The following is a 23,743-nucleotide window of genomic DNA, read 5'->3' on the forward strand; positions in this document are numbered from 1 at the left end:
AGCGATCGTATCTTAACCGCTATTGCGCAGGCCCGCTGAAATTCCGTTGATGGTGAGCTGGATGCCGCGCAGCACCTGCTCGTCGCCACCCTGCGCGCGATGGTCCTTCAACAATTCGACCTGCACATGGTTGAGCGGATCGAGATAGGGAAAGCGGTTGCGGATCGAACGCTCGAGCAGCGGATTGCCGGCGAGCAGCCGCTCCTGCCCCATGATGATGAGCAGCATGTCGATGGTGAGATGCCACTCGCGGCGAATGCGTCCGAAGATGGTCGCGCGCAGCGTCGCGTCGGGCACAAGATCGGCATAGCGTGACGCGATTGCGATCGAGCTTTTCGCGAGCACCATATCCATGTTGGAAAGCAGCATGCGGAAGAACGGCCACTCGCCATAGAGTTCCTGCAAAAACGCCATGCCCTTGTCGGGATGATCCGCTATCCAGGATTCCACAGCGCTGCCGAACCCGTACCAGCCCGGCAGCATCAGCCGACATTGCGCCCAACTGAACACCCACGGGATTGCCCGGAGGTCCTCGATCCGGCGCGTCTTTTTGCGCGAGGCCGGCCGGCTGCCGATATTCAACGTCGAGATCTCGTTGATAACAGTGGAGGCCCAGAAATAGTCCTCGAAGCCCGGCGTCTCGTAAACGAGGTTGCGGTAAGCTGCGAAAGCGCGCGACGACAGCGACTCCATGGCATCGAGATATTCAAGGCTCGGCGCGCTCTGCCGCGGCTGCAGCAGGCTTGCCTCCAGCGTCGCGGCGGCGAGGATCTCCAGATTGCTGCGGCCGACCTCGGCGTTGGAATATTTGCTGGAGATGATTTCACCCTGTTCGGTGATTCTGATCTGGCCGTTCACGGCGCCGCCCGGCTGGGCGAGGATGGCGTCGTAGCTCGGGCCGCCGCCGCGTCCGACCGATCCGCCCCTGCCGTGAAACAGGCGCAACCGCACATGGTGGCGCTCGAACACCTCGACGAGGCCGATCTCGGCTTTGTAAAGCTCCCATCCCGACGTGACGAAACCGCCATCCTTGTTGCTGTCGGAATAGCCGAGCATCACCTCCTGCAGGCCTCCGCGACTGTCCACCAGCGCCCGGTATTCCGGAAGCGACAGCAACCGATCCATGATGCCGGCGCAGGCCTGCAAGTCTTCGATGGTCTCGAACAGCGGCACGATGTTGATGGCACTGTGGCCGGCGGGATCGATGAGGTCGGCTTCCTTCAGCAGCAATGCGACCTCGAGCAGGTCGGAAACGCCCTCGCTCATCGAGACGATGCATTGAGGGATCGCGGCGGGACCGAACATCTCGTGCGCCTCCGCCGCGGCGTGGAACACCGCGAGTTCGCCCTGTGTCTCGTCGCTGTATGTGATGAAGGGCGATGTCAGCGGTCGCGCGCTGCGCAACTCCCGCAGCAGCACGACGATCCGCACCTCCTCGTCCAGGTTCAGATAAGAGGTGCCCGGCGCGGCGGCGTCCAGCAGTTCGGCGATGGTGCGCTCGTGAACGGTGGAGTTCTGCCGCAGGTCGAGACAGGCAAGATGAAAACCGAAACAGTCGGCGGCGCGGCGCAGATGGCGCAGCCGCCCCCGCGCGATCACCTCCAAGTTGTTCTCGGTCAGCGAGCGATGAAGAACATCGAGATCGGCGCTGAATTCGGCGGCGCTCTCATAGGGTGGGGAATTGCCGTAGCGCGGGCGCAGCGTGTCCGCCTTCAGTTTCAGCGCCGTGGCCGATAGCCGCGCATAGATGCCTGATAACGCCAGGCGGTAGGGTTCGCCACGCCGATGCGGCGAGGTGTCGGCCGACCGCTCAGCGAGAGCCCGCAGCTCCGGAGAGACATTTGTGAGATCGGCGGCAAGCGACAGTTCGCGGCCGAGTTCGTGCAGTTCGTCAAGGTAGTAGCGCAGGATCCGCGAGGCCTGCATCCGCAGGGTGCCGCGCATGACATCCGCGGTCACGAACGGATTGCCGTCGCGATCGCCGCCGATCCAGCTTCCGATCCGCAGGAACGAGGCCATCTCGTGCGAGGCGCCGCCATCGCCATCCTGCAGGCGATCTTCCAGCACGCAATGCAATCGTGGCACCTCGCGAAGGAAAGTATAATCGTAGAACGACAGCCCGTTGGCGACCTCATCGAGTACCGTAAGTTTTGTCCGCCGCAACAGATTGGTATGCCACAACGTCAGAACAGCGCGGCGCAACTGTTCCTCGCTGGCCTCGAATTCCTCCGGGGTGAGTTGCATCCGGTCGCGCCGATCAAGCAGAGCAGCAACTTCCATCTCGCGGTCGATCGCGCTCTTGCGGCGAACCTCGGTCGGATGCGCCGTCAGCACGGGACTCACCAAGGCGTTGTCGAAGAAAACCCGCAACTCGGCGCCGCTGAAACCCGCTAAGTGCGCGCGGGCGAGCGTGTAAGCCAGCCTGCCCTCATGCTGCACCCCGTCCACGAGGGTCTGGCTGCGCATCTGACGGATGTTGTTCTGATCTTCGGCGATATTGGCGAGATGCGAGAAATAGCTGAAGGCACGGACGACGAGCACGGTCTCGTCCGTCGACATGCCGTCAAGAATGGCCTCTAGTTCGCGCCGCGCCGGCTTGTCGTCGTCGCGGTGAAATCGGATCGAGGTCTGGCGGATGCGTTCGACCAGATCGAATACGGCTTCCCCTTCCTGATCGCGCACGGTATCGCCGAGAATGCGCCCAAGCAGCCGGATGTCGTCGCGCAGCCGCGCATCGAGTGCAGCGGAGTCAGATTCCGGCTGACCTGCACGAGGTAACGGCATGATCTGACTGGACATCGCGTGCTCCTGAAACTCCGGGCCCTTCAGTCGCAATTTTCTTGCTGCGGCGCAAGAAACAGCAGTCGACGATGCACAAAAGATGAACGGCCACCTCCAGACAAATGCCGAACGATTTCCGGCCACTGGATCGATCGCCCTGCATGCCGGACAACAATGCCATAAGACACGTATTCAGACATGATAAGCGCAATATTCTCGCATTTGTTGTTAACAATACTGATGCTTGTGTGCATTCGAGGTCAAAGTCAAACGCCGCTCCAAGCATTTCGCCGGGCTGGCTAACTCTGGCGGCTACGCGTCAGTGGGATCGTCACGGCACAGTCTCACGGCGCAGTCGGTAGCAGGATCGGCACACTTGCAGAGACGAGGCACAATTGCCGGGCACTCAGGAGCGGGCAACTCGATTTCGAGCGAAAGCTCTACCGCTTCGGCTGTTACCACCAGTCGATGTTCGAGCGCAGCTGCCGGACAATGACGCGCATCGCCTGGCAGAGTCTGAACCGCGTTCAGCCGATGTCCGATTTCCTCGTTGAGAGCAAATACGTGGTGATCGAGCTTCCGACATAGCACGCGCGGCAAGGCGGCATTGCACCGACCGCCGAACGTCTCCGACTGTGTCCTAGATGATCTCTGTATAAACGCATGCATAACCCAGCCGGCAGTGGCGCAGCACTGATGGAGCGGCTATCCTCGCCAAGGCCGATCAATCGCAGTCATCTCAGAGGACGACCCCCTGCATGTCTGGCACCCTCAAGATTCGCGTCGATCCGAACAAATGCCAAGGGAACGCACGATGCAAGTCGCTGGCGCCCGAACTGTTCAAACTCGACGAATGGGGCTACGCCCACGAGATCGGCGATGGCACCGTCCCGGCCGGACTTGAGGACAAGGCGTGGCTCGCGCAGGCCAATTGCCCGGAAATCGCAATCGCGATCATCGAAGAATGAAATCGGATTTTAGCAGTTTTTAAGCGCCGTCGGTCAGGCGTAGAGACGCGACGATTGCCCGGAGGAATTCGATGTCCAACCCTGCCCCCGTTACCGACTGGGTTCACGATTTCGACCATACCGACCCGACCTGGACGGAAAATCCATACCCGATCTGGGACGAACTGCGCGTCAAATGTCCCGTCGCCCACACCAACCGCTTTCTCGGCGTTTACCTGCCGACCACCTATGAGGCGGTGAAGGAAATTTGCTACGACACAGACCATTTCTCGTCGCGCCGCGTGGTGGTGCGCAGCGTTCGCCCTGAGCCGCCGCCGCCGGCACCGCCCATCACATCGGACCCGCCCGAGCACAAGCGCGCCAAGCAGATCCTGCTGCCGCTATTCATGCCCGACGAGGTAAAGAAGCTGGAGCCGCGCGTTCGCGCGATCTGCAACGAGCTGATCGACGGCTTCATCAATGACAAGGGCTGCGACGCCGCGGCGCGTTACACGAAATATGTGCCGATCCGGGCCGTCACCAACATGTTCGGTATCCCGGAAACGGACGGCGACCTCTTCATCAAGTGGATTCACGAGATTCTCGAACTGGGCCTTCACGACGACGCCGTGGTGATGAAGGCCGTCCAGGAAATGATGGCTTATTTCACCGGCCACATCGAGGCGCGAAAGAAGCATCCGACCGATGATCTGATCTCGACATTGATGAATGCGCGGACCGAAGACGGAGAGCCGCTGACGGACATGCATGTGCAGGGAGCGTTGCGATTGCTGCTGGTCGCCAGCATCGACACCACGTGGAGCGCGATCGGTTCCTCGCTCTGGCATCTCGCGAAGACTCCGGCGGACCGCGCGCGCCTGATCGCGGAACCGGAGCTTCTTCCGACCGCGATCGAGGAATTTCTGCGTGCCTTTTCGCCGGCATCGTCGGGGCGCGAGGTCATGAAGGAAACAACCGTCAGCGGCTGCCCCATGAAGCCGGGCAACATGGTGCTGCTGGCGTTCCCGGCCGCCAACCGCGATCCAACGGTATTCCCCGATGCCGACAAGGTCATCATTGACCGCAAGGAAAACCGCCACATCGCTTTCGGCGTCGGCATTCACCGCTGCGTCGGCGCCCACCTCGCCCGCATGGAGATGTTTGTCGCGATCGAGGAATGGCTGAAACGCATTCCGGATTTCCGGCTTGATCCGTCTCGCCCGACGACATGGTCTGAGGGAAGCTTGCGCGGTCCGCGCCAACTCCCGCTGCTGTTCGGCAAAAGTTGACGTCGCCGGCCGCGCGGCGTCTTGCGCCGCGACCCGCATGAGTTCAGGGAGGCCAGACATGCCGAACGAACGTTTGCAGTTTTCCGGGTCGGACGGTTCCGAACTTGCAGCCGCGCTGGATCTTCCCGACGGCGAACCGGCAGCCTACGCGCTGTTCGCGCATTGCTTCACCTGCGGCAAGGACGTGCTCGCGGCAAGGCGCATCGCTGCGGCACTGACGGCGCATGGAATAGCGGTCCTGCGATTCGATTTCACCGGACTTGGCGCCAGCGAAGGGGAATTCGCCAACAGCACGTTTTCCTCCAATGTCGCGGATATCGTTCTGGCGGCCGATCATTTGCGCCAGACCCGCAGGCCGCCCGCTATCCTGATCGGCCATAGCCTTGGCGGCGCGGCCGTTCTCGCAGCCGCGGCCCGGATTCCCGAAGCAAAAGCGGTGGCGACGATCGCAGCGCCCTCCGATCCGGCCCACGTCACGCATCTGTTCGCCGATCGCCTCGTAGACATCCGCGCACAGGGCTCGGTCGAGGTCTCCCTCGCCGGCCGCCCATTCCATATCAAACGGGAATTCCTCGACGATATCGCCGAGCACAACCTGATGGAAAAGGTTGCAGAGTTGCGGAAGGCGTTATTGATCCTGCATTCGCCGACTGACGACATCGTCGGAATCGACAACGCCACCCGTATCTTCGTTGCCGCAAAACATCCGAAGAGCTTCATATCGCTTTCGGGAGCCGACCACCTGTTGAGCCGGAAAAGCGACGCCGATTACGTCGCCGACGTGATCGCCGTCTGGGCGCAACGCTATCTCGAAGCGGCACCGAGCGACCAGACCGAGGATTCGGGTTCACGAAGCGTCGTCGTTCGTGAAACCCGTCGCAGCAAATTCCAGCAGACCGTGACCGTCGGTCCGCACCGGTTGATCGCCGATGAACCAAGCACCGCCGGAGGCGACGATACCGGACCCGGACCGTACGATTTCCTGCTTGCCGCGCTCGGGGCCTGCACCTCGATGACGCTGCGATTGTATGCCGACCGCAAGGCGCTGCCGCTGGAGCGCGTCGCCGTGACGCTTCGGCACAACAGAATACATGCAGAGGACTGCGCCGAGTGTGAAACCAAAACGGGCCTCATTGACCAGATCGAACGCGAGATCGCGATGGAAGGAGTGCTCGATCCGGAGCAACGCGGGAAACTGATGGAAATCGCCGACAAGTGCCCGGTTCACCGGACGCTGACGTCGGAAATCCGCATCGTAACCCACGCGTTGGAAGCGGACGAGCATTGAAGCGACTTGCATTTTGACGGAAACAAGTCGATCCGTCACGGTCTGCATAAGGCGGGGATTGTTCTAGCGTGCCGGCGAAGCCGAATCCCGCGAAGATGTGGGTCCGTCGACGCGAAGCGGACCGCGCAAACCGATTGCAGCGCCCGCGACAATGCCGGTGATTGCCACAAACGACGCCAGAGCCAGCGTCGAAACACCTGTCAGGCCTTGGCCGATCGAACATCCATAAGCCATCGCTCCACCTGAGCCCATGAACGCCGCACCGGTTACCGAACGCAGCATGTGACGTGGAGAGGTGTAGGCCTCAAGATGAAATCGGCGCGTCACCAAAGCGGTGACGAGGCTTCCGAGCATAACTCCGGGGACCAGCGCGATGCCGAAATTCATCGTCAGCCCGGTCGACAGCATCACGTATTGTACGGTATCGGCGACCGGAGCGACGAAGGTGATTGAGGTGACCGGAACCGGATTGAAATCGTCAGCGCCGAGATATCCGGTCGCATACCATCCGCCAGCAACAAGGAGACCGATGATGACGCCGGCTGCGATCTGGCCTGCGGAACGCCGGAATGCCGCATGCGAGAACGCGAAAATCATCAGCGCGCCGCTGACGACCGTCCCCGCCAGCGCGCGAGCGAAGGTTTCACCGAGGCCGAGCGTTCCCGCCAGCGCCGGCAGCGAGATGAAATTCGGTGTGGATTGACTGGCTTGCAGCATGGCGATGCGCGCCGGTGCGATCAGGCCCTTCAAGGTCATCTGCGCGGCGATGCCGAGAACGATCACCACGACCAGCGAGCGCAGATTGCCGCGCCCCAGCAGAATCAGCGCGCGCGATCCGCAGCCGTTCGACAGCACCATGCCGTAACCGAAAATGATTCCGCCCGCGAACATCAGGGCCGCCGAGAACGACGGCTGCAGATAGATCGATTTTCCCAGATCGACGAAGCCCTCGCCGGCAAGCAATTGTGTGGCGGCGACCGCAACGCCCATCGCCAGCGCGTAGGTCCGGAGCAGCCGCCCATCGCCCTGCCCCCAATATCCGCGCAAGCTGCTCATCAGGCAGAAACCGCTTAGCAGCCCCACCACGCCGAAAACGAAGCCGATCAGAAAGCCGGCATAAACGGTGACGTGGGGATCAGGCGGCACGACGTGTCCTTTTCAGTCCGACGTCACAATATGAGGTGCGTGAGCGACATCAAGCAGGCGGAGGCCGATGGGCAAAGCCGGTGCGCAGGGGCGACCGGATTCACCGACGTCTACTTTTTGCCTTTTGTTCCGGCTCCGAGACCCGACATGCTGGCGAACATGTCCTGAAAGCGCTCCGCCATCTTTGGATCGAAGGTAAACCAGTTCTGCATTATCGTTTCCGGCGAGAACTTGTCGATATTCTCCATCATCTTCTGCTGGAGTTTCTCTATCATGGCGTTCTGCATCGGCTGAACGTCGGGAAGCCCCATAAACTGGCGGGCCTCAACCGGCGTACACTCGATCTCGATATTCACTTTCATGCCACGCTCCTGTATCGGCCTCGCTGCGCGAACAGTATCGCCGCGAGAACGCCTGCGGCGCAAACGATCATGACACCGCGCAAATTGCAAACAGAAGGTTCAGCCAAAGCGCTCCGGAGCGAAAGGTCTCGGATCGGCCAGCGGCTCCTCGCCCGTCATCATTTCCGCCAGCAGGCGGCCCGTTACCGGACCGAGCGTCAGGCCGTGATGCTGATGTCCGAAGTCGAACCACAATCCGGCGTGGCGGGCCGCCTTTCCGATCACCGGGAGCATATCGGGCATGCACGGACGTCTTCCCATCCACGGCGCGGCATCGATCGCCCGGCCCAGAGGGAACAGTTCGCGCGCGACGGGAAGCGTGCGCGCGATCTGCACGGGCGACGGTGGCGCATCGCGGCGGGCGAATTCGGCGCCGGTCGTCAGGCGAATGCCGCGATTCATCGGGGCCAGCAGATAGCCGCGATCCGAATCGAGAACGGGATGGTTGAGCACCGCATTGCCGCGCGGCGCCAGATGCAGGTGATAGCCGCGCTTGATGCCGAGCGGCATATCATAACCAAGAGGCCGGAAGACGTCATCCGACCATGGTCCGAGCGCGATCACGGCTTCGCGCCCGGCCAACGCTCCATTCGGGCCGTCGACACACCACGCCGCGTCACGCTGCGTCAAGGTCCGCGCGTCCGCCTCGATGAAACGGCCGCCGCGGCGCACGAATAACGCCGCATAGGCTTTTGTCAGCGCTCCCGGATCCGGAACAAAGCCCGGCGCAGGCCAGTGAATGGCGCCTGCGAACGTTCCCGACAGATTTGGCTCGCGTGCGGCGATTTCCCGAGCGTCAAGAACATCGGCTTCGACATCGTACCTCCGAGCGCGTCTCAGATCGGCCACGCCTTTGTCGAGTGTCGCGTTCGACCGAAACAGCTTGATCCATCCTGTCCTGCGCAACAGGTGCGGCACGCCTGCTTCGGCGATCAGCGCTTCGTGCTCGACGAGGCTGCGGCTAATCAGCGGCAGCGCGGCCATCGCGCTGTGGAACGCCCGCTCCGGTGAAGATGCGAGAGCATAGCGGATGAGCCACGGCAAAAACGCCGGCAGATCGCGAAAACGATAATGCGCTTCCGCGGACCGGTTCAACGCATAACGCAGAACCTGACGCAAATCGTAGGGAAACACGTAAGGGAAAACGGATGCGCATTCGATCAGGCCGGCATTCCCGTAACTCGTCTCCTCGCCCGCGCCCTCATGACGGTCGACAAGAATGACATCGCGCCCTCGTTTCTGGAGATGCAGGGCGGCGGAAACGCCGACAATTCCCGCACCCAGCACCAGAACATCGGCTTTGACCGCCGCCACCCGACTCTCCGAACCAAAATCGCACGGCCTCGCCGAACGCTACCGTTGTTATTTAAGTATCGCTGTTCGGCGGCGCAAACCTGCCGGTGATGGCTGGCTTTCGGCCACTTTGCGAAAAACTGTCGACGCCCGCTCGAACGCGGCAACATTGAGGAGAGCGAAAACGAAGCATGCATGCAGGCGACACGGACGGTCGCCGGGCGCTGCGATCAAATATCGCGATCCGGTTCGATGCCCCGCCGCCGATATGCCATCGCGGCCATTATGTCGGCCGCAACTTCGGGTCTGCGTCGAATTCGGCAATCTGCTTGTTACGCTCCGACCCAAGACCGGCCAGGTGATCGGTTGCAATCGCCACGTAGACGGCAGGAAGCACGAACAGGGTGAACATCGTTCCGATCAACATGCCCGCCACGACGACGAGACCGATCGAGAACCGGCTGGCCGCTCCCGCGCCCGACGCCATGAGGAGCGGCAGCAGGCCGGTGACCATCGCAGCGGTCGTCATCAGGATCGGTCGCAGTCTGACCCGCGCCGCCATTTCGATCGCCGAGCGCTTGTCGAGGCGTTCGTTGAGCTGCAGTTCGTTGGCGAATTCAACCATCAGAATGCCGTGCTTGCTGATGAGGCCGATCAGCGTCAGCAGCCCCACCTGGGTATAGATGTTGATGGTCGCAACCCCGAAAAACAGCGGGATCAATGCGCCCGAGATCGCCATCGGCACGCTGATCATGATGACGAGCGGATCGCGCAGGCTTTCGAATTGCGCCGCCAGAACCAGGAAGATGATGATGAGAGCGAAGCCGAAAGCGATCGCGAGCTGATTGCCTTCGGTCACGTATTGTCGTGCATCGGCGAGATAATCGTGGCTGAAGCCCTTCGGCAGACTTTTCGCCTGCTGCTCGAGAAATTCCACCGCCTGCCCCACCGTCACGCCCGGCATCGGCACGGCCTGGAATGTCGCCGCGTTGAGCTGGTTGTAGTGCGTCAGCGCGTTGGGATCGGTTTCGGTCTTGATCGTCACCAGCGTGGACAGCGGAATCTGCTGTCCGGTATTGCTCGGCACATAGTAGCCGTCGAGCGATTCCGGCGACAAGCGCAGACCGCGCGGCACCTGCGGAATCACCTGATAGGAACGTCCCTGGAGGTTGAAGCGATTCACGTAATTGCCGCCGAGCAGCGTCGCCAGCGTCGCGCCGATCTGCTGCATGGTGACCCCGAGGTCATTCGCCTTGACCCGGTCGATGTTGACGCGAACCACCGGCTGGTTGTAGTCGAGATCGCTATCGGTGACGATGAAGAGACCGCTTTTGCGCGCCGCCTCCTTGAGCTTGTTCATCTCTTCGTAGACTGTCTGAAAGCTGGCCGTGGTGTAAAGCACGACCTGCACCGGCAGACCGCCCGGACCGCCCGGCAACGGCGGTCGGTTGAAGGCGAAGGCATTCACGCCTTCGACCTTGCTGATGTCGGCCTGCACCAGCGGCTTGAGAGCCATCGCAGTTCGCTTGCGCTCGTCCCACGGCTTCAGCAACATGCCGGCGATGCCGTTGTTGATGCCGTTGGTGCCATTGATCATGAAGCGCAGGTCGGTCTCGGGAAAGCTCGCAAACGCCTTGTCGAGCTTCTCGCCGTAATAATCCATGTAATCGATATTGGCGTATTTCGGCCCCTTGATGACCGCGAAGACGATGCCCTGATCTTCTTCCGGCGCCAGTTCTTTTGACGTGTGCATGTAGAGGAAGCCGACGAGCCCGAGAATCGTCACCGCGAACAGCGCCGTGATGGGCCGGTAATCGAGCGAGCGATCCAGTTTGCGCCCGTACCAGTGTGTGACCGAGGTAAAGATCTTGTCGACCCTGGCGGCGAACCCGCCCTGGCCGCCATGCTTGAGCAGCACCGAGCACATCATCGGCGACAGCGTCAGCGCGATCACGCCGGAGACGATCACCGCCCCCGCGAGCGTGAAGGCGAACTCGCGGAACAATGCACCGGTGAGACCGCCGAGGAAGCCGATCGGCGCATAGACGGCGGCCAGCGTGATCGTCATCGAGATGACCGGACCGACGATTTCGCGCGCGCCCTGCAACGACGCCTGAACCGGCGTCTTGCCCTCCTCCAGATGGCGGTGGATGTTTTCCACCACCACGATGGCGTCATCGACCACGAGTCCGATGGCCAGCACCATCGCCAGCAGCGTCAGCAGATTGAAGCTGAATCCGGCCGCCATCATCAGCGCGCAGACGCCGATCAGCGACAGCGGGATCGTCACCACGGGAATGATGACCGAACGCAGTGAGGCGAGGAACAGGAAAATCACCACGATGACGATGACGACCGCCTCGATCAGGGTTTTCTCCACCTCGTGAATCGAGGAGGTGATGAACTTGGTTGAATCGTAGGCCACCTTCATCTTCATCGAGGGCGGCAGATTTCGCTCGATATCGGGAAACAGCGCGCGGACGCCAGAAACGATGTTCAGCGGGTTGCCCTGCGGGGTCGCCTGCACGCCGATGAAGATCGCACGCTGGCCGCTGAAGGCGACGCTGGCATCGGTGCTCTGCGCGGCAAGCTCGATATCGGCGATGTCCTCCATGCGCACGAAGCCGCCATCCTTGGCCTTCACCGTCATGCGCTTGAACTGCTCGACGCTCTGCAGGTCGGTATTGGTCGAGACGTTGGAGATCGTGTAGAAGCCTTTGGTCTGGCCGGCTGCCGCCTGGAAGTTGTTGGCTGCGATCGCTGCGGCGACGTCCGTCGTCGTCACGTTGCGCCCGGCCATCTTCAGAGGATCGAGCCAGACGCGCATCGCGAAGGTCTGGCCGCCGAGGATGTCGGCCGAGGCCACGCCATCCACGGTCGAAAGAATCGGCTGCACCACGCGCGTCAGGTAATCGGAAATCGCCGAGCCCGACAGTTCGTCGCTCGAAAAGCCGATATACATCACCGCCGTGGTCTCGCCGGTGGATTTCACGATCACCGGATCGTTGGCTTCCTTCGGTATCAGGTACTTCACCGAATTGACCTTCGACAGCACCTCGGTGAGCGCCGCGTTCGGATCGAAGTTCAATTTGACGTAGACCTTGATCTGGCTCTGGCTTTGGGTCGAGGCGGAGGTGATGTAGTCGACGCCTTCGGCCGACGCGACCGCCTGTTCGATCGGCGTTGTGATGAAGCCCTGCATCAATTCCGGCGACGCACCCGGATAGGCCGTGGTGACCGTAATCACGGTGTTGGACAATTTCGGGTACTGCCGGATCGGCAGGTTATAGGCGGCCGCCATGCCGATCAGCAGGATCAGCAGGCTGACGACGACCGACAAGACCGGCCGCTTGATGAAGATATCGGTGAATGCCATTGCAGGCGCTCCCTTGGCGCGCGCCACCTCCTGATCGGAGCAAGGCCGCGAGACGTTCGATCGATCGGGCCCGCGCGGGCGGTCCCGACCGGAATCAGTTCAGCGGCGGTTTCTCCGGGATCTGCGGCAGCGGATCCTTCGAGATTTCGACGGCAGCGCCCGACTGCAGCTTGAGCTGGCCGACCGCGGCGACCTTGTCGCCGGGCTTCACCCCCTTCTCGATCACCGCGCGCCCGTTGATACGGTCGCCGGTGCGCACAAAGGTCTGCACGGCGGTCAGGCTGGTCTTGCCGTCGTCATCCTTGTGCTCCTTGATGAGATAAACGGAGTCGCCATACAGTGTATATTCGACCGCGGTTTCCGGTACGGTGATGACCGCCGGCTTGTCAGGCAGCACCACCGTTACTTCCGCAAACATGCCCGGCTTCAGGATATCGCCTGGGTTATTGATGGTGGCCTGGATACGGATGTTGCGGGTGTCGGTCGCGATCTGCGGCTCGATGGTGGTGATTTTGCCGTCGAACTCCTTGCCCGGATAGGCATCGACCGATACCCGGACAGCCTGGCCCACGGAGAGACGACCGCTGTCCTTTTCAGTAACGGTGAAGTTAGCAAACAGTGTCGACAGATCGGTCAGCGACACGATCTGCGTGCCGGCGGTCAGGAACTGTCCTACCTCCACCTGACGCACACCGAGTACGCCGTCGAACGGCGCGCGCACCAGCTTCTGCGAAATGATCGCTTCTGTCTTGGCAATGCCGGCATTGGCCTGGTCGAACGCGGCCTGTGCCTGATCCACGGTCACCTGCGGGCCGACCTGACGCGCCGCGAGCTGCTTCGCCCGCTCCAGCGCGAGTCTCGCGACGGTCGCCTGCGCCTTGTAGTTCGCGAGATCACCCTGATCCGGTTTGTCGAACAGTTGCACCAGCGGCGTGCCCTGGGTGACGCGGCTGCCGGCGGTGAACAGGATGTCGGTGATGCGGCCGCTGACATCGGACGTGACGCTGACCTGATGCACGGCGGCGAGACTGCCGACAGCCCGCTGCAGGTTCGGCAGCACCTCGGACTTCGCCTCGACCGCGCTGATCGTCACCGGCGGCGGCTTGTTGTTGGCGAAGAACTGCGCGATCATGTGCGCACGGAAGGCATTGAACCCGACCAGTGCGCCGACAAGCAGCGCAAGCAGCACACCGATAATGATGAACCAGCGCTTCATGCGTATCGGACGCGCGCGAGACGGGTCGCGCAAGCCTTGCGCCGAAACGTCCGACTTGTCGCCAGCGCTGCCTTCCCTTGTTACCGTCATGTCATGCACTTTCTGCGGCCGGCGTGTGGGCGGCGTTGAATACAGGTTCCCGGTTCAGATGCAAGGCGATTGCCGCTGCATTCAGACCGACTCCGCGAAGAATGAATTCACAAATCTGCCGTTTCAGACCAGACTCGGCTCCATAGGTCAGGGTCGGAACAGAAGGAAGCTTGGTTAGAACCATCATGAGAACCGTGTGATGGGCAAACCAGAACAGATTGAGCGGATCGCGTCCCACCGACACCGCATCCCCGGCGGCGACCGCACGCTCGAGCGAGGCCGCGAAGGCCTGTCCAATCAGATCCCGGATTTTTTCGTAGAGCAGTCGGGCAAATTCGCCATCGTCGAGCTGACTTGAGATCATGAGGCGGAGGCGCTGCGCCTCCTCCTGATCCGGAGAAGCCGAAGCATTGAGGAAGTGCTCGACCATGCCGCGGATGAGGATGACCAGCGTCTCCGTCGACGGCTCGCGGTCGAGCAATCGATGCAGCGCGGGATCCGCCTGGCAGGCCTCCGCCAGGATTTCGGCATAGAGCGCCGATTTGGTCGGGAAATGCTTGAACAACAATGCCTCGGAAATCGAGGCGGCGGCGGCAACGCTCCTGGTGGTCGTACCCGCAAATCCATAGCGCGCAAAGCAATGCTTCGCGGCGCTCAGAATCAACTCCCGGCGAAGATCGCCGGTCATCCGCAGGTTGCTCATGATGACGTGAGTAAACACTCACTCTCCTCGAAGTCAAGGAAAATGCTGCAACGCACCATCATAATATCGCGGGTTAGGATGAAGAAAATCCGCAATTCGACGGATAGGCCGACGATCTCCGGGACCGCCGCCTTGGACAGGAGTCGCGGATCACGGAAAAAGCCCCCGCATGGCCTTTCCGGCCCTCACTTTCTCGACGCCGATCGCCATAGCCGCCGTGCGATGAGGAATCCGGTCCTTTCTGGCGCGACTAATCATCTGGGCGAAAGCGCGATCCAGTATCTGGTATTCGCGGCGCGTCACTTCGTCTTCTTCCCAGAACAGTTGCTGCAGATCCTGCACCCATTCGAAGTAACTGACGACGACGCCACCGGAATTGCAGAGGATGTCGGGGATCACGAAAATCTCGTGCTGACGTTTTCCCAGTATCCGATCGGCCTCGGGCGTCGTCGGCCCATTGGCGCCTTCGGCGAGCACGCGGCATTTCAGATTTTCGGCGATGTGCGCGTCGATCACGCGCTCTATGGCGGCGGGAACAAGCACGTCGCACGGCAGCGTCAGGATCGCCGCCGGATCATAGCGAAGCTGGTTCGAAAAGCCGGCTATGCTCCCGTGAGCGGCGGCGTGGCGCAACAGCACGGGAATATCCAGCCCGTTCCTGTCATAAAGCGCGTCGGTGTGATCACTGACCCCGATGATCTTGATGCCGGAATTGTAAAGCTCGAGCGCGGCGTGGGAGCCGACATTGCCGAAACCCTGAACGACCGCGGTTGCGCCGCCGAGCGCAATGCCCAACTCATTCAGGACACGGCGGACGAGATGGGCAACGCCGCGCCCGGTGGCTTCGCGGCGGCCGAGCGTGCCGCCCGAACTCACGGGCTTGCCGGTGACGATCTCGGTGACGGTGTTGCCCTGATACATGGAATAAGTATCCATGAACCAGGCCATCACCTGCTCGTTGGTGCCCATGTCCGGCGCCATCACGTCGGTGCGCGGACCGACGAACGGGATCATCTCCTGCATGTAGCGGCGCGACAGCCCTTCCAGTTCGCGCATCGACATCGATCGGGGATCGACTCTGACGCCGCCTTTGGCCCCGCCATACGGCAACCCGACCAGCGCGCATTTCCAGCTCATCCAGATGGCGAGCGCAGCCACCTCGCCGATGTCCACGCTCGGCGCGAAGCGGGTCCCACCCTTGGTAGGACCCAGCGTGAGGTGATGCTGGACACGGTAACCCTCGAAAACCGTGATCGAGCCGTCATCGCGATGGACCGGGCAGGAAACCGTGATCGAGCGCTTCGGCATGAGGATGCGCTCGCGCTCGTCCGTCGGGATCGACAGGTGATCGGCGATCACGTCGAACTGCTGAACCGCCATGTCGAAGACCGGGCCGGCATAAACCGTCATCGCTTTCTCCTTCCATGATCCGGGTTCACCAATCGCAGGCGCGCGCGGTCATATTCCGAACGGATGAGTTCGCCGGATCGAACACCGGTGGCATCTCCGCGATATAGTCATGCGGGCAACGCGATGCATCCGATGCTCAAGCATCACCGGCGCAAAAGCCTGCGCATCCGATCCGGCCGCGATCACGTTACCGATGGGGATTCAGGCAAGCGCCTGCTTGAGATCGAAGCCAGTGTCGGCAGCCTGCTCAGGAGGGATCGAACCGTCCACCGCGAGAATGCGCCGGCCGAAAACATGGTCCGACGCACGATTGACGGATTCGATTCCGATCAAACGGCCGGCCTTGTAACAGAACGCCGAGAACGATCCCTGCCCGGCATCGCCGCGTACAACGACCTGATCGTAGCCGGTGGTGAGGCCCGCGATCTGAAGCTTGTCCGGCCCCTGATCGCTCCAGAACCACGGCAGACCGTCATAGCTCTTTGCATCACCGGTCAGCCGCGCCGCCACGCAGCGCGCCTGATCGGTTGCATTCTGCACGGATTCGAGCCGCAGCGGCGCGCCGAAACGCTCGCTCATGAACAGCGCACAGTCGCCGATCGCCGAAATATTCGGATCGGCGGTGAGCAGATGCTCGTCGACGATGATGCCGGAGGCGACCGGCAAACCCGCCTCCGCCGCCAGTTCGACATTAGGCAAGACGCCGACGCCGACCACCACGAGGTCGGCCGCGATCGGTCTGCCGTCGCTCAAGGTCACGCCGGTCACGCGGCTCTCGTCGCTGGTGATGCTCGTGGCCTGGACGCCGAAATGAAGCCGGATCCCCGCCTCGCTGTGGCGACGCTGAAAAAATTCCGAAATCTCCGGCGTGACCGCGCGCGCCATGACGCGCGGCGCCAGTTCCACCACATCGACTTCGAGACCCTTTGCCCGCGCGGTCGCCGCGAATTCGAGGCCGATGAAGCCGGCGCCGACGACGACCACCCTCCCGCCGGCTCCGAAGCGTTGCCGCAGCGCCTCACTTTCGTCGAGCGTGCGCAGATAGAGAACATCCTCCAGGCCCGCGTTGGGGATATCCAGCAAGCGGTTGCGGGCGCCGGTCGCCAGCACAAGATGCCTGTACGCGCGGGATAAGCCGGACGCGCAGACAAGCTGGCACGCGCCACGGTCGATGGCGACGGCGCGGTCCGCGATCAGTTCGATGCGCTGGTCGTGATAGAACTTCTCCGGCCTGAACATCACCGAGTCCGGGCTGCCGCCGCCCTTCAGATAGGCTTTCGACAGCGGCGGCCGCTGATAGGGCAGATGCGGCTCGTCATTGATCAGACCGACGGGTCCATCGTAACCCGCCTGGCGCAGCGACACCGCAAGCTGAAAACCTGCGTGGCCCGCGCCCACGATCAGAATCGGTTGGTCCGCCATTCGTCAAACCGGCCCACTCGAGACTGCTCGATCGACTGTCATATGACCTCCGTAAAACATCATCTTTTCTGGCGCGGAAGCATCCTGCCAGCGGCGTCTTCTTGCACGGCCCGAGAGCGATTGCCACCCCTTCGCATCTGCGATTTAAGTAAGGCAGCAGCAGCCACCGAGCGCCGCGCGGAATGCGCGGCCGCCCGGTCCGCCATCACCGGAGTGACGCCCGATGTCAGCCTTCGCTCCCGCCTCGCCTGAAGCCGCCGGCATGTCCAGGGCTGCGCTCGATCGGATCGATGACCATCTGAAGCGGCGATACATCGACGCGGGCCGCTTTCCGGGTACGCAGCTTGTGGTGCATCGGCGCGGACACATCGTGCATCGCTCCGTGCAGGGCTTTGCCGATCTCGAACGCAAGGTGCCGATGAAGGACGACACCATCTTCCGCATCTATTCCATGACCAAGCCGATCACGTCCGTCGCTTTCATGATGCTGGTGGAGCAAGGTCTCGTTGCGCTCGACGAGCCGGTTCACAAGTACATTCCCGAATGGAAGAACCTCGGCGTGTTTCAGGCAGGCGTCGCGCCCGCTTTCGTCACCCGGCCGCCGGCGCGGCCCATGCAGATCGTCGACCTGCTTCGTCATACGTCCGGGCTGACCTACGGCTTCCAGCAGCGAAGCAATGTCGATGCAGCCTATCGCGACAGGCAGATCGGCACGATCGAACTGGCCGGCACGCTCGACTCGATGATCACGGGTCTTGCCAAAATCCCGCTGGAGTTCTCGCCCGGCGAAGCCTGGAATTATTCGGTCTCCACCGACGTGATCGGATATCTCATCGGCAAGATCAGCGGCGTTCCGTTCGAGCAGTTTCTCAAGGAACGCATTTTCGATCCGCTCGGCATGGCCGACACAGACTTCTACGTTCCCGCCGAAAAGGCGCATCGGCTGGCGGCCTGCTACAATGCAACCGCGGCCGGCATGATGTCGGTTCATTCGCCGGGTGCCAAGGGCGGGCTGACGTTGCAGGACGATCCGGCGACAAGCCCCTACCTCTCGCCGCCCTCTTTCATCTCCGGCGGCGGCGGTCTGTGCTCAACGACCGCCGACTATCTCACCTTCTGCCGCGCGCTGCTCAACGGCGGCGAACTTGACGGCGTGAGGCTGATCGGACCGAAAACGCTGGCGCTGATGACGGCCAATCACCTTCCGGGCAACCGCGACCTGCCGGAAATGTCACGATCGATGTTCGCGGAAGCAACCTACAGCGGCGTCGGCTTCGGCCTTGGGTTTTCCGTCACCATGAATCCCGCAAGGACACTCGTCCCTGGCAGCCCCGGCGAATACGCCTGGGGCGGCGCGGCGACAACGTCGTTCTGGATCGATCCGGCGGAAGAGTTGATCACGATCTTCATGACGCAGGTGATACCTTCGACTGCCTATTCCGTCCGGCGCGAACTTCGCACCATGGTCTATGCGGCCATCACCGACAGCAATCTTTGACTCTCTAAGCCGCTTCGCCGGTCTCCAGGCTCGTTGCTCATTCATCGACGATTTCGCCCGCCGATGCCAATGTGCGCTTTGCAGCAACGAGATGCGGACGATCATACATCCTGCCGTCGATGCCCACCGTGCCCGCGTCCGGCTGACCGGCGAAGGCCGCAACCACTCGTCGCGCATGAGCGAGGTCGGCTTCGGACGGGGTGAAGCAGGCGTTGATGGTCGCGACCTGATCCGGGTGTATCGCGAGACGCCCGACAAATCCGTCGCGGCGCGCGATCCGGCAGTCCTCGGCAAGGCCGTTTTGATCCCTGTAATCAGCGTAGAGCGTTTCAAGCGCAACCACGCCCGCCGCGGCGGCGGCAAAAAGGCATTGGGCGCGCGCGAGTTGATAAGGAAAAGTCCAATCGCCGTTCGGCTCTTTATTGGTCAATGCGCCGAGCGCGGCGCTGAGGTCTTCCGCGCCCCATGTCATGGCCGCCAGCCTCGAGCCTGGCGTTGCGCGTGATGCGGCATAACCGGCGAGGCCCAGCATCGCCGCCGGCGTCTCGGTTGCGACAACCAGCAATTTGACATGCCCGGAAGCAACGCCGGTGGCAGCCTCAAGGTCATCGATAGAGCGCGCCATCCGCTCGACGTCATGATAGCCGTTCACCTTTGGAAGCACGATGCCATCCAGTCCAGGACGGACGACCGCGGCCAGATCTTCCAGCGCCAGCTCCGTTTCGAGCGGGTTGATGCGCACCAGGAACATCCACTCACGTCTCGCCCCGCCTACGCGATCCTTCACGGCATCCCGGGCGAACGCCTTGCGGCCGGACGCAACGGAGTCTTCCAGATCGAGGATCAACGCATCCGCGCCGCAGGTATCCGCCTTGGCGAACTTGCGATCGCTGTCGGCCGGGACAAACAGAAGCGAGCGCAACTTCATGCCGGCTTCCCCATCATCAGCGCATGGCGGCGGCAGAACACCACCTCCTCGTCCCGCTGGTTGAAGCCACGGTGCTCCAGTGTAACGATGCCCTGCCCCGGACGCGACTTGCTGGCGCGAACCGCAACCACCCTCGATTCCGCGCGCAACGTATCGCCGGCAAACACCGGATTCGAGAACCTGGTTTCCTCCATGCCGAGATTGCCGACCGTGGTTCCGAGCGTCGTGTCCTGCACGGACAGGCCGATGATGAGGCCGAGCGTGAAGATCGAATTCATCAGCGGTTGGCCGAATTCGGTCGACCTGGCATATTCGTGATCGATATGCACTGGCGCGGGATTACAGGTCAGCGACGAGAACAGAATATTGTCCATGTCGGTGACCGTTCGTCGCACTTCATGCACGAAGGTTTGCCCGACGGAAAACTGCTCGAAATAAAGACCCGCCATCCGGATTTCCTTCCTGCGATCGGATTGAACGCACACGCGCCCCAACGAGCCTTGGCATTGCTGCTCGTCCGAAGTTTGCCACCTGCTACCTCGCGCTGCAATGCAGCCAAGCCCATGGCTTCGCCGGCTGCAATGATCATCCAGCCCGGAATGGCAGTCGTCCACTTACATTTCCGATGTAATGCATTAAAGATCGTGCGAGCGTGAGCACATCTACGGCGTTCGAACTGTTTTCATAGGCAAGCAACGGCGTGCATCAGTAGCGTTACTCGCATATCGAAAGTCGCGACCTAACACGGGAGACTCAATTGACCAAAAAACAAACCGCCGAAATTGCCTCGCTGGCTGTCTTTGGGATCGGACTCGCCGGCGTCTACATTCTTGCCTCAAGGTTCAAAGACGAGTTCTCGGATTTCACCATCGCTGCAAGCGCTACGATTATGTTTGTGGCGTTCTATGTCTTGGGCCAATGGGTCAAACGCAGAATCAATCCGCCCCCAACGGTAAAGTAGCAATCGGCAAGATATCTGTCTGGCCGCACGATCCTTCGCGGCATCAATACTGTGGTCGCTGAAAAAATGGAGAACAGATAATGGCTATCCACCATGCAGCCGCCGGCGAGGTTGTTGATCTGCATCCCCTCGGGGAAGCACTGCGGGAGGCTCGAACGGTCGCAATCGTGAAGTCCGATGCTTTCGAAGTCATTCGTCTCATTGTCCATGCGGGCAAGGAGATTGAACCGCACAAAGTTCCGGGTCCGATCATGCTGCACTGTTTGGAAGGCCGCGTTGCCCTCGGGCTTGCTGATAGATCGCTCGAACTTTTAGCCGGCCAATGGATTTATCTCGACGGTGGCGCGGAACATTCTGTAAAGGGCGTCGAAGACTCTTCCCTGGTTCTCACCATTTTGTTTGTCCGATAGACGGGGTTCACCGCACCGCATGCCGTTGCGGGATTACCGTCGATCTGCTATGCTTTTTCCAATAAAAATCGACAACGTCGAAACGGCGCTGATCGGAAAAATCATACAAAAAATCATACAGGGGAACGCAATGGCCGATGAAGCGCATGCCGGCATTGTCCTCGAAACGGTACCGCCGGCGGAGATGGTGGGTGCACTGGCGGCCGACGCCGCCAAGAAGGCCAAGTTCGGCACCATTCATCTTCTCATCCGCGGTTTTCTATGCACGCCCTTTCTGGCCTACGGAGCCTGCGTGACCTTTGCGATGGTCGCTGCCGGGGTTCCGCTCGGTGCAGCGGGACTTGTGTTCCCGGCCGGTTACGTGACGCTGAGCTTCCTCGGCCTGGAGATGGCGACCGGCAGCTTCGCGACAATGCCCATCGGCATGTACGCCGGAACAGTCACGCCGTTCCAATTGGTTCGCAACTGGACATGGACGCTGACCGGCAACCTGGTGGGGGGTATCTTCTTTGCTTGGCTGCTGTGGTTCTCGCTGACCAAGGGCGGATCCACTCCCCCAGACAGCATGCTCAAGGTCATTTCCAACACCGCCGAGGCCAAGGTGAGCTACATCCATTACGGCATCGTCGGCTGGTGCGCCGCCATCGGCAAGGGCGTGCTATGTAACTGGCTCGTGAGCCTGGGATCGGTCATGTCCAAAGCCACCCGCAGCACCGTGGGCCGGGTGGTGCTGATGTGGATCCCGATCGCGATGTTCTTCGCACTCGGCTTCGAGCACACCGTGGTCAACATGTGGCTCTTCCCGACCGCCATCCTCTCGGGCGCCAAGGTGAGCATCTACGAATGGTGGGTGTGGAACCAGATTCCGGTCACAATCGGCAATATCTTCGGCGCGATGGTACTGAACGGCACGCTATGGTACTACACTCATACTTTGCAAAAAGAATAGCGGTGCAAGGAGAATAGCGGTTCACGTCCATCGGTGAGACGGCGCAAAGCGTTTTCGAGCGAAACCTATCCCCCGGCTCGACCGGAGGATGGACACCGGTTCGCGTGAAGAAGACGCGTTTAAACAACAAGCCGGAGCTTTGCTTCCGATTCAATCAGAAGCAAAAATGTTTAGTGCGACATGAAAACAGGAACCGTCGTCGCCGACAGTATTCCACGCGTCGCTCCGCCAAACACGAATTCCCGGAGGCGGGAATGTCCATAGCCGCCCATTACAAGCAGGTCCGTTGAACCGTCGGCGACATGCGACAGGATGGCATTCGCCACATCGGAATCGGCGGCTGGCTCCGTTCGCACCTCAACCTTGATATCGTGTCGAGCGAGGTGCCGACCAATTTCGGTTCCGCGGATCACCTGCTCGTGCGCAGTCTTTTCATTTTCAACAATAAACAGTTCAACGGCATTGGCCTTTCTCAGGAAAGGCAAAGCATCATTGATCGCACGCGCCGCCGTGCGGCTTCCATCCCAGCAACACACAATTCGATCCAGCTTCAACGTATCCTTCTGGGTGCAAGGAACAACAATCAGCGGCCGGCCGGAATCAAACAGCGCCGCTTCGATGAGAATGCTGTTATTGATGTAATGATGTTCGTCCGATTGCATGACGATGCTTAGATCGAAGCACCGCGCCATCTCCGAAAACGTCTTGGCCATTCCAGCAACGAGCCGCGATTCAGCCGAGAGACCATCGCGCTTCATGGCAAGTTCAAAGCGGTCAACTGCATCGTGCGCCTCGGCTTCGCTCTCGACAAATAGATCGTCGAGCGATTCTGCGGGAATGTTCGTTGCGAACTTGAATATAACTCCCGTCAGATGCGCAGCGAAGGTTTCGGCTATCGAAGCCGCGAAATCTCGAACGATATCTCGAGAAGCGTCGCGTTCCAGATGAAGAATAATGTCCTTGATCATATAATTCGCTCCAAATCTGCGCACATGATAAGAAATATGACATCAGCATCAAGAGTCGAATTGACACACATCAAAGCAGGCCGCGCCTGGAGCGGCGGAGTGACCCGCCTCGACTTTTTCCGACCAAACGCAGCCTTCATGTTACTGGCACTCTTTTGCGGAAGGAAAGACCGCGACCAAGTCATCACGACCAAATGATTCAAGCCCTCAGAGCTAGTACGTCATGTTGAAATACACGCTGCGCGGCGCGCGCCCAGGGGTAAATCCAAAAACAGGTTGATGTACTTCTTGTCGAACAGATTGCCGACGTTGAACGTCGTCCGCACCTGCAAGTGCTGGAGAGCGTGAATTAGTTATCGGGTGTCGCCGTCGACCGGCGCCAGCTTCGGGACACCCCCGCGCCTTCTGCATGGAAGCCTCTGATATGATAGCCGCACCAGCGTCATTTGTTCGTCCCTTTGGTGCTGGTAATGGGCCGCCAGGGTACTCGCCAACGCCTTGGCGGCCTGGAGGTCTCGCTGAAGTCACGCTATCCGGCCAAAACCTGGAACCGCTCTTTCATCAGCGCGTTGGCTACCAAGATACGGCTTGCGCAAACAGCCGGGCGAAGGTTGAGCGCATGAAACAGCGTCGACCGATTCATGGATCTCTTCGGGTCGCACCGATC

The 23,743-nt window shown here is 61.0% G+C and carries 19 protein-coding genes; 7 read left to right on the forward strand and 12 right to left on the reverse strand.

Going from position 1 to position 23,743, the window contains the following annotated elements:
* Positions 1-12: 12 nt before the first annotated feature.
* Complete coding sequence (gene ppc / locus ACS3WB_RS08135) at positions 13-2,799, reverse strand: phosphoenolpyruvate carboxylase (protein ID WP_438275055.1); 2,787 nt, start codon at positions 2,797-2,799, stop codon at positions 13-15.
* Between the two features lie 740 nt (positions 2,800-3,539).
* Here ppc and ACS3WB_RS08140 point away from each other — a divergent pair.
* From ACS3WB_RS08140 to ACS3WB_RS08150, 3 genes are all read left to right on the forward strand, one after another.
* Entirely contained in the window at positions 3,540-3,749 is a 210-nt protein-coding gene (locus ACS3WB_RS08140; RefSeq protein ID WP_438275056.1) for a ferredoxin, read from the forward strand.
* Between the two features lie 71 nt (positions 3,750-3,820).
* Positions 3,821-5,017: a cytochrome P450 gene (locus ACS3WB_RS08145; RefSeq protein ID WP_438275057.1), complete on the forward strand. Its 1,197-nt coding sequence runs from the start codon at positions 3,821-3,823 to the stop codon at positions 5,015-5,017.
* A gap of 58 nt (positions 5,018-5,075) precedes the next feature.
* Positions 5,076-6,305, forward strand: a complete 1,230-nt coding sequence (locus ACS3WB_RS08150) for a bifunctional alpha/beta hydrolase/OsmC family protein (protein ID WP_438275058.1) — start codon at positions 5,076-5,078, stop codon at positions 6,303-6,305.
* Between the two features lie 63 nt (positions 6,306-6,368).
* Here ACS3WB_RS08150 and ACS3WB_RS08155 read toward each other — a convergent pair whose 3' ends face one another.
* The 8 genes from ACS3WB_RS08155 to ACS3WB_RS08190 form a co-directional block, all read right to left on the reverse strand.
* Positions 6,369-7,451 (reverse strand): YeeE/YedE family protein, encoded by a 1,083-nt coding sequence (locus tag ACS3WB_RS08155; RefSeq protein ID WP_438275059.1) that lies wholly within the window; start codon positions 7,449-7,451, stop codon positions 6,369-6,371.
* A gap of 110 nt (positions 7,452-7,561) precedes the next feature.
* Positions 7,562-7,813 (reverse strand): DUF6489 family protein, encoded by a 252-nt coding sequence (locus ACS3WB_RS08160; RefSeq protein ID WP_438275060.1) that lies wholly within the window; start codon positions 7,811-7,813, stop codon positions 7,562-7,564.
* Between the two features lie 99 nt (positions 7,814-7,912).
* On the reverse strand, positions 7,913-9,166 hold the full coding sequence (locus ACS3WB_RS08165) for an NAD(P)/FAD-dependent oxidoreductase (RefSeq protein ID WP_438275061.1): 1,254 nt from the start codon (positions 9,164-9,166) through the stop codon (positions 7,913-7,915).
* Between the two features lie 262 nt (positions 9,167-9,428).
* On the reverse strand, positions 9,429-12,521 hold the full coding sequence (locus tag ACS3WB_RS08170) for a multidrug efflux RND transporter permease subunit (protein WP_438275062.1): 3,093 nt from the start codon (positions 12,519-12,521) through the stop codon (positions 9,429-9,431).
* 94 nt (positions 12,522-12,615) lie between these two features.
* Positions 12,616-13,827 carry an efflux RND transporter periplasmic adaptor subunit gene (locus ACS3WB_RS08175; protein WP_438275063.1) on the reverse strand — a complete coding sequence of 404 codons (1,212 nt, stop codon included), beginning with the start codon at positions 13,825-13,827 and terminating at the stop codon, positions 12,616-12,618.
* Position 13,828: 1 nt separating this feature from the next.
* Complete coding sequence (locus ACS3WB_RS08180; RefSeq protein ID WP_438275083.1) at positions 13,829-14,530, reverse strand: TetR/AcrR family transcriptional regulator; 702 nt, start codon at positions 14,528-14,530, stop codon at positions 13,829-13,831.
* A gap of 150 nt (positions 14,531-14,680) precedes the next feature.
* Positions 14,681-15,940 (reverse strand): Glu/Leu/Phe/Val family dehydrogenase, encoded by a 1,260-nt coding sequence (locus ACS3WB_RS08185; RefSeq protein ID WP_438275064.1) that lies wholly within the window; start codon positions 15,938-15,940, stop codon positions 14,681-14,683.
* A gap of 201 nt (positions 15,941-16,141) precedes the next feature.
* The gene (locus ACS3WB_RS08190) at positions 16,142-17,362 is read right to left on the reverse strand and encodes an NAD(P)/FAD-dependent oxidoreductase (protein WP_438275065.1); all 1,221 of its coding nucleotides are present in this window, start codon (positions 17,360-17,362) and stop codon (positions 16,142-16,144) included.
* Between the two features lie 223 nt (positions 17,363-17,585).
* Between ACS3WB_RS08190 and ACS3WB_RS08195 the strand changes: the two genes are divergently transcribed.
* The gene (locus ACS3WB_RS08195) at positions 17,586-18,860 is read left to right on the forward strand and encodes a serine hydrolase domain-containing protein (RefSeq protein WP_438275066.1); all 1,275 of its coding nucleotides are present in this window, start codon (positions 17,586-17,588) and stop codon (positions 18,858-18,860) included.
* A gap of 37 nt (positions 18,861-18,897) precedes the next feature.
* Here ACS3WB_RS08195 and ACS3WB_RS08200 read toward each other — a convergent pair whose 3' ends face one another.
* Complete coding sequence (locus tag ACS3WB_RS08200; RefSeq protein WP_438275067.1) at positions 18,898-19,788, reverse strand: HpcH/HpaI aldolase/citrate lyase family protein; 891 nt, start codon at positions 19,786-19,788, stop codon at positions 18,898-18,900.
* Positions 19,785-20,243 (reverse strand): MaoC family dehydratase, encoded by a 459-nt coding sequence (locus ACS3WB_RS08205; RefSeq protein WP_438275084.1) that lies wholly within the window; start codon positions 20,241-20,243, stop codon positions 19,785-19,787. The genes ACS3WB_RS08200 and ACS3WB_RS08205 overlap by 4 nt, the downstream gene beginning before the upstream one ends.
* A 302-nt stretch (positions 20,244-20,545) precedes the next feature.
* Between ACS3WB_RS08205 and ACS3WB_RS08210 the strand changes: the two genes are divergently transcribed.
* From ACS3WB_RS08210 to ACS3WB_RS08220, 3 genes are all read left to right on the forward strand, one after another.
* Positions 20,546-20,749 carry a hypothetical protein gene (locus tag ACS3WB_RS08210; protein ID WP_438275068.1) on the forward strand — a complete coding sequence of 68 codons (204 nt, stop codon included), beginning with the start codon at positions 20,546-20,548 and terminating at the stop codon, positions 20,747-20,749.
* A gap of 80 nt (positions 20,750-20,829) precedes the next feature.
* Positions 20,830-21,159 (forward strand): cupin, encoded by a 330-nt coding sequence (locus ACS3WB_RS08215; RefSeq protein WP_438275069.1) that lies wholly within the window; start codon positions 20,830-20,832, stop codon positions 21,157-21,159.
* Between the two features lie 49 nt (positions 21,160-21,208).
* Positions 21,209-22,108: a formate/nitrite transporter family protein gene (locus ACS3WB_RS08220; RefSeq protein ID WP_438275070.1), complete on the forward strand. Its 900-nt coding sequence runs from the start codon at positions 21,209-21,211 to the stop codon at positions 22,106-22,108.
* 170 nt (positions 22,109-22,278) lie between these two features.
* Here ACS3WB_RS08220 and ACS3WB_RS08225 read toward each other — a convergent pair whose 3' ends face one another.
* Complete coding sequence (locus ACS3WB_RS08225; protein ID WP_438275071.1) at positions 22,279-23,076, reverse strand: universal stress protein; 798 nt, start codon at positions 23,074-23,076, stop codon at positions 22,279-22,281.
* Between the last annotated feature and the right edge of the window lie 667 nt (positions 23,077-23,743).

Origin of the sequence: Nitrobacter sp. (assembly GCF_051535215.1) — a bacterium.
Lineage (GTDB): Bacteria > Pseudomonadota > Alphaproteobacteria > Rhizobiales > Xanthobacteraceae > Nitrobacter.

What these genes read in the sequence shown, in the direction of transcription:
- ACS3WB_RS08145 (WP_438275057.1), top strand. Translation starts at nt 3,821, where the DNA reads ATGTCCAACCCTGCCCCCGTTACCGACTGGGTTCACGATTTCGACCAT.
- ACS3WB_RS08180 (WP_438275083.1), bottom strand. Translation starts at nt 14,530, where the DNA reads ATGAGCAACCTGCGGATGACCGGCGATCTTCGCCGGGAGTTGATTCTG.
- ACS3WB_RS08195 (WP_438275066.1), top strand. Translation starts at nt 17,586, where the DNA reads ATGTCAGCCTTCGCTCCCGCCTCGCCTGAAGCCGCCGGCATGTCCAGG.
- ACS3WB_RS08185 (WP_438275064.1), bottom strand. Translation starts at nt 15,940, where the DNA reads ATGACGGTTTATGCCGGCCCGGTCTTCGACATGGCGGTTCAGCAGTTC.
- ACS3WB_RS08220 (WP_438275070.1), top strand. Translation starts at nt 21,209, where the DNA reads ATGCTTTTTCCAATAAAAATCGACAACGTCGAAACGGCGCTGATCGGA.
- ACS3WB_RS08170 (WP_438275062.1), bottom strand. Translation starts at nt 12,521, where the DNA reads ATGGCATTCACCGATATCTTCATCAAGCGGCCGGTCTTGTCGGTCGTC.
- ACS3WB_RS08215 (WP_438275069.1), top strand. Translation starts at nt 20,830, where the DNA reads ATGGCTATCCACCATGCAGCCGCCGGCGAGGTTGTTGATCTGCATCCC.
- ACS3WB_RS08200 (WP_438275067.1), bottom strand. Translation starts at nt 19,788, where the DNA reads ATGAAGTTGCGCTCGCTTCTGTTTGTCCCGGCCGACAGCGATCGCAAG.
- ACS3WB_RS08190 (WP_438275065.1), bottom strand. Translation starts at nt 17,362, where the DNA reads ATGGCGGACCAACCGATTCTGATCGTGGGCGCGGGCCACGCAGGTTTT.
- ACS3WB_RS08150 (WP_438275058.1), top strand. Translation starts at nt 5,076, where the DNA reads ATGCCGAACGAACGTTTGCAGTTTTCCGGGTCGGACGGTTCCGAACTT.
- ACS3WB_RS08175 (WP_438275063.1), bottom strand. Translation starts at nt 13,827, where the DNA reads ATGACGGTAACAAGGGAAGGCAGCGCTGGCGACAAGTCGGACGTTTCG.
- ppc (WP_438275055.1), bottom strand. Translation starts at nt 2,799, where the DNA reads ATGTCCAGTCAGATCATGCCGTTACCTCGTGCAGGTCAGCCGGAATCT.
- ACS3WB_RS08140 (WP_438275056.1), top strand. Translation starts at nt 3,540, where the DNA reads ATGTCTGGCACCCTCAAGATTCGCGTCGATCCGAACAAATGCCAAGGG.
- ACS3WB_RS08160 (WP_438275060.1), bottom strand. Translation starts at nt 7,813, where the DNA reads ATGAAAGTGAATATCGAGATCGAGTGTACGCCGGTTGAGGCCCGCCAG.
- ACS3WB_RS08225 (WP_438275071.1), bottom strand. Translation starts at nt 23,076, where the DNA reads ATGATCAAGGACATTATTCTTCATCTGGAACGCGACGCTTCTCGAGAT.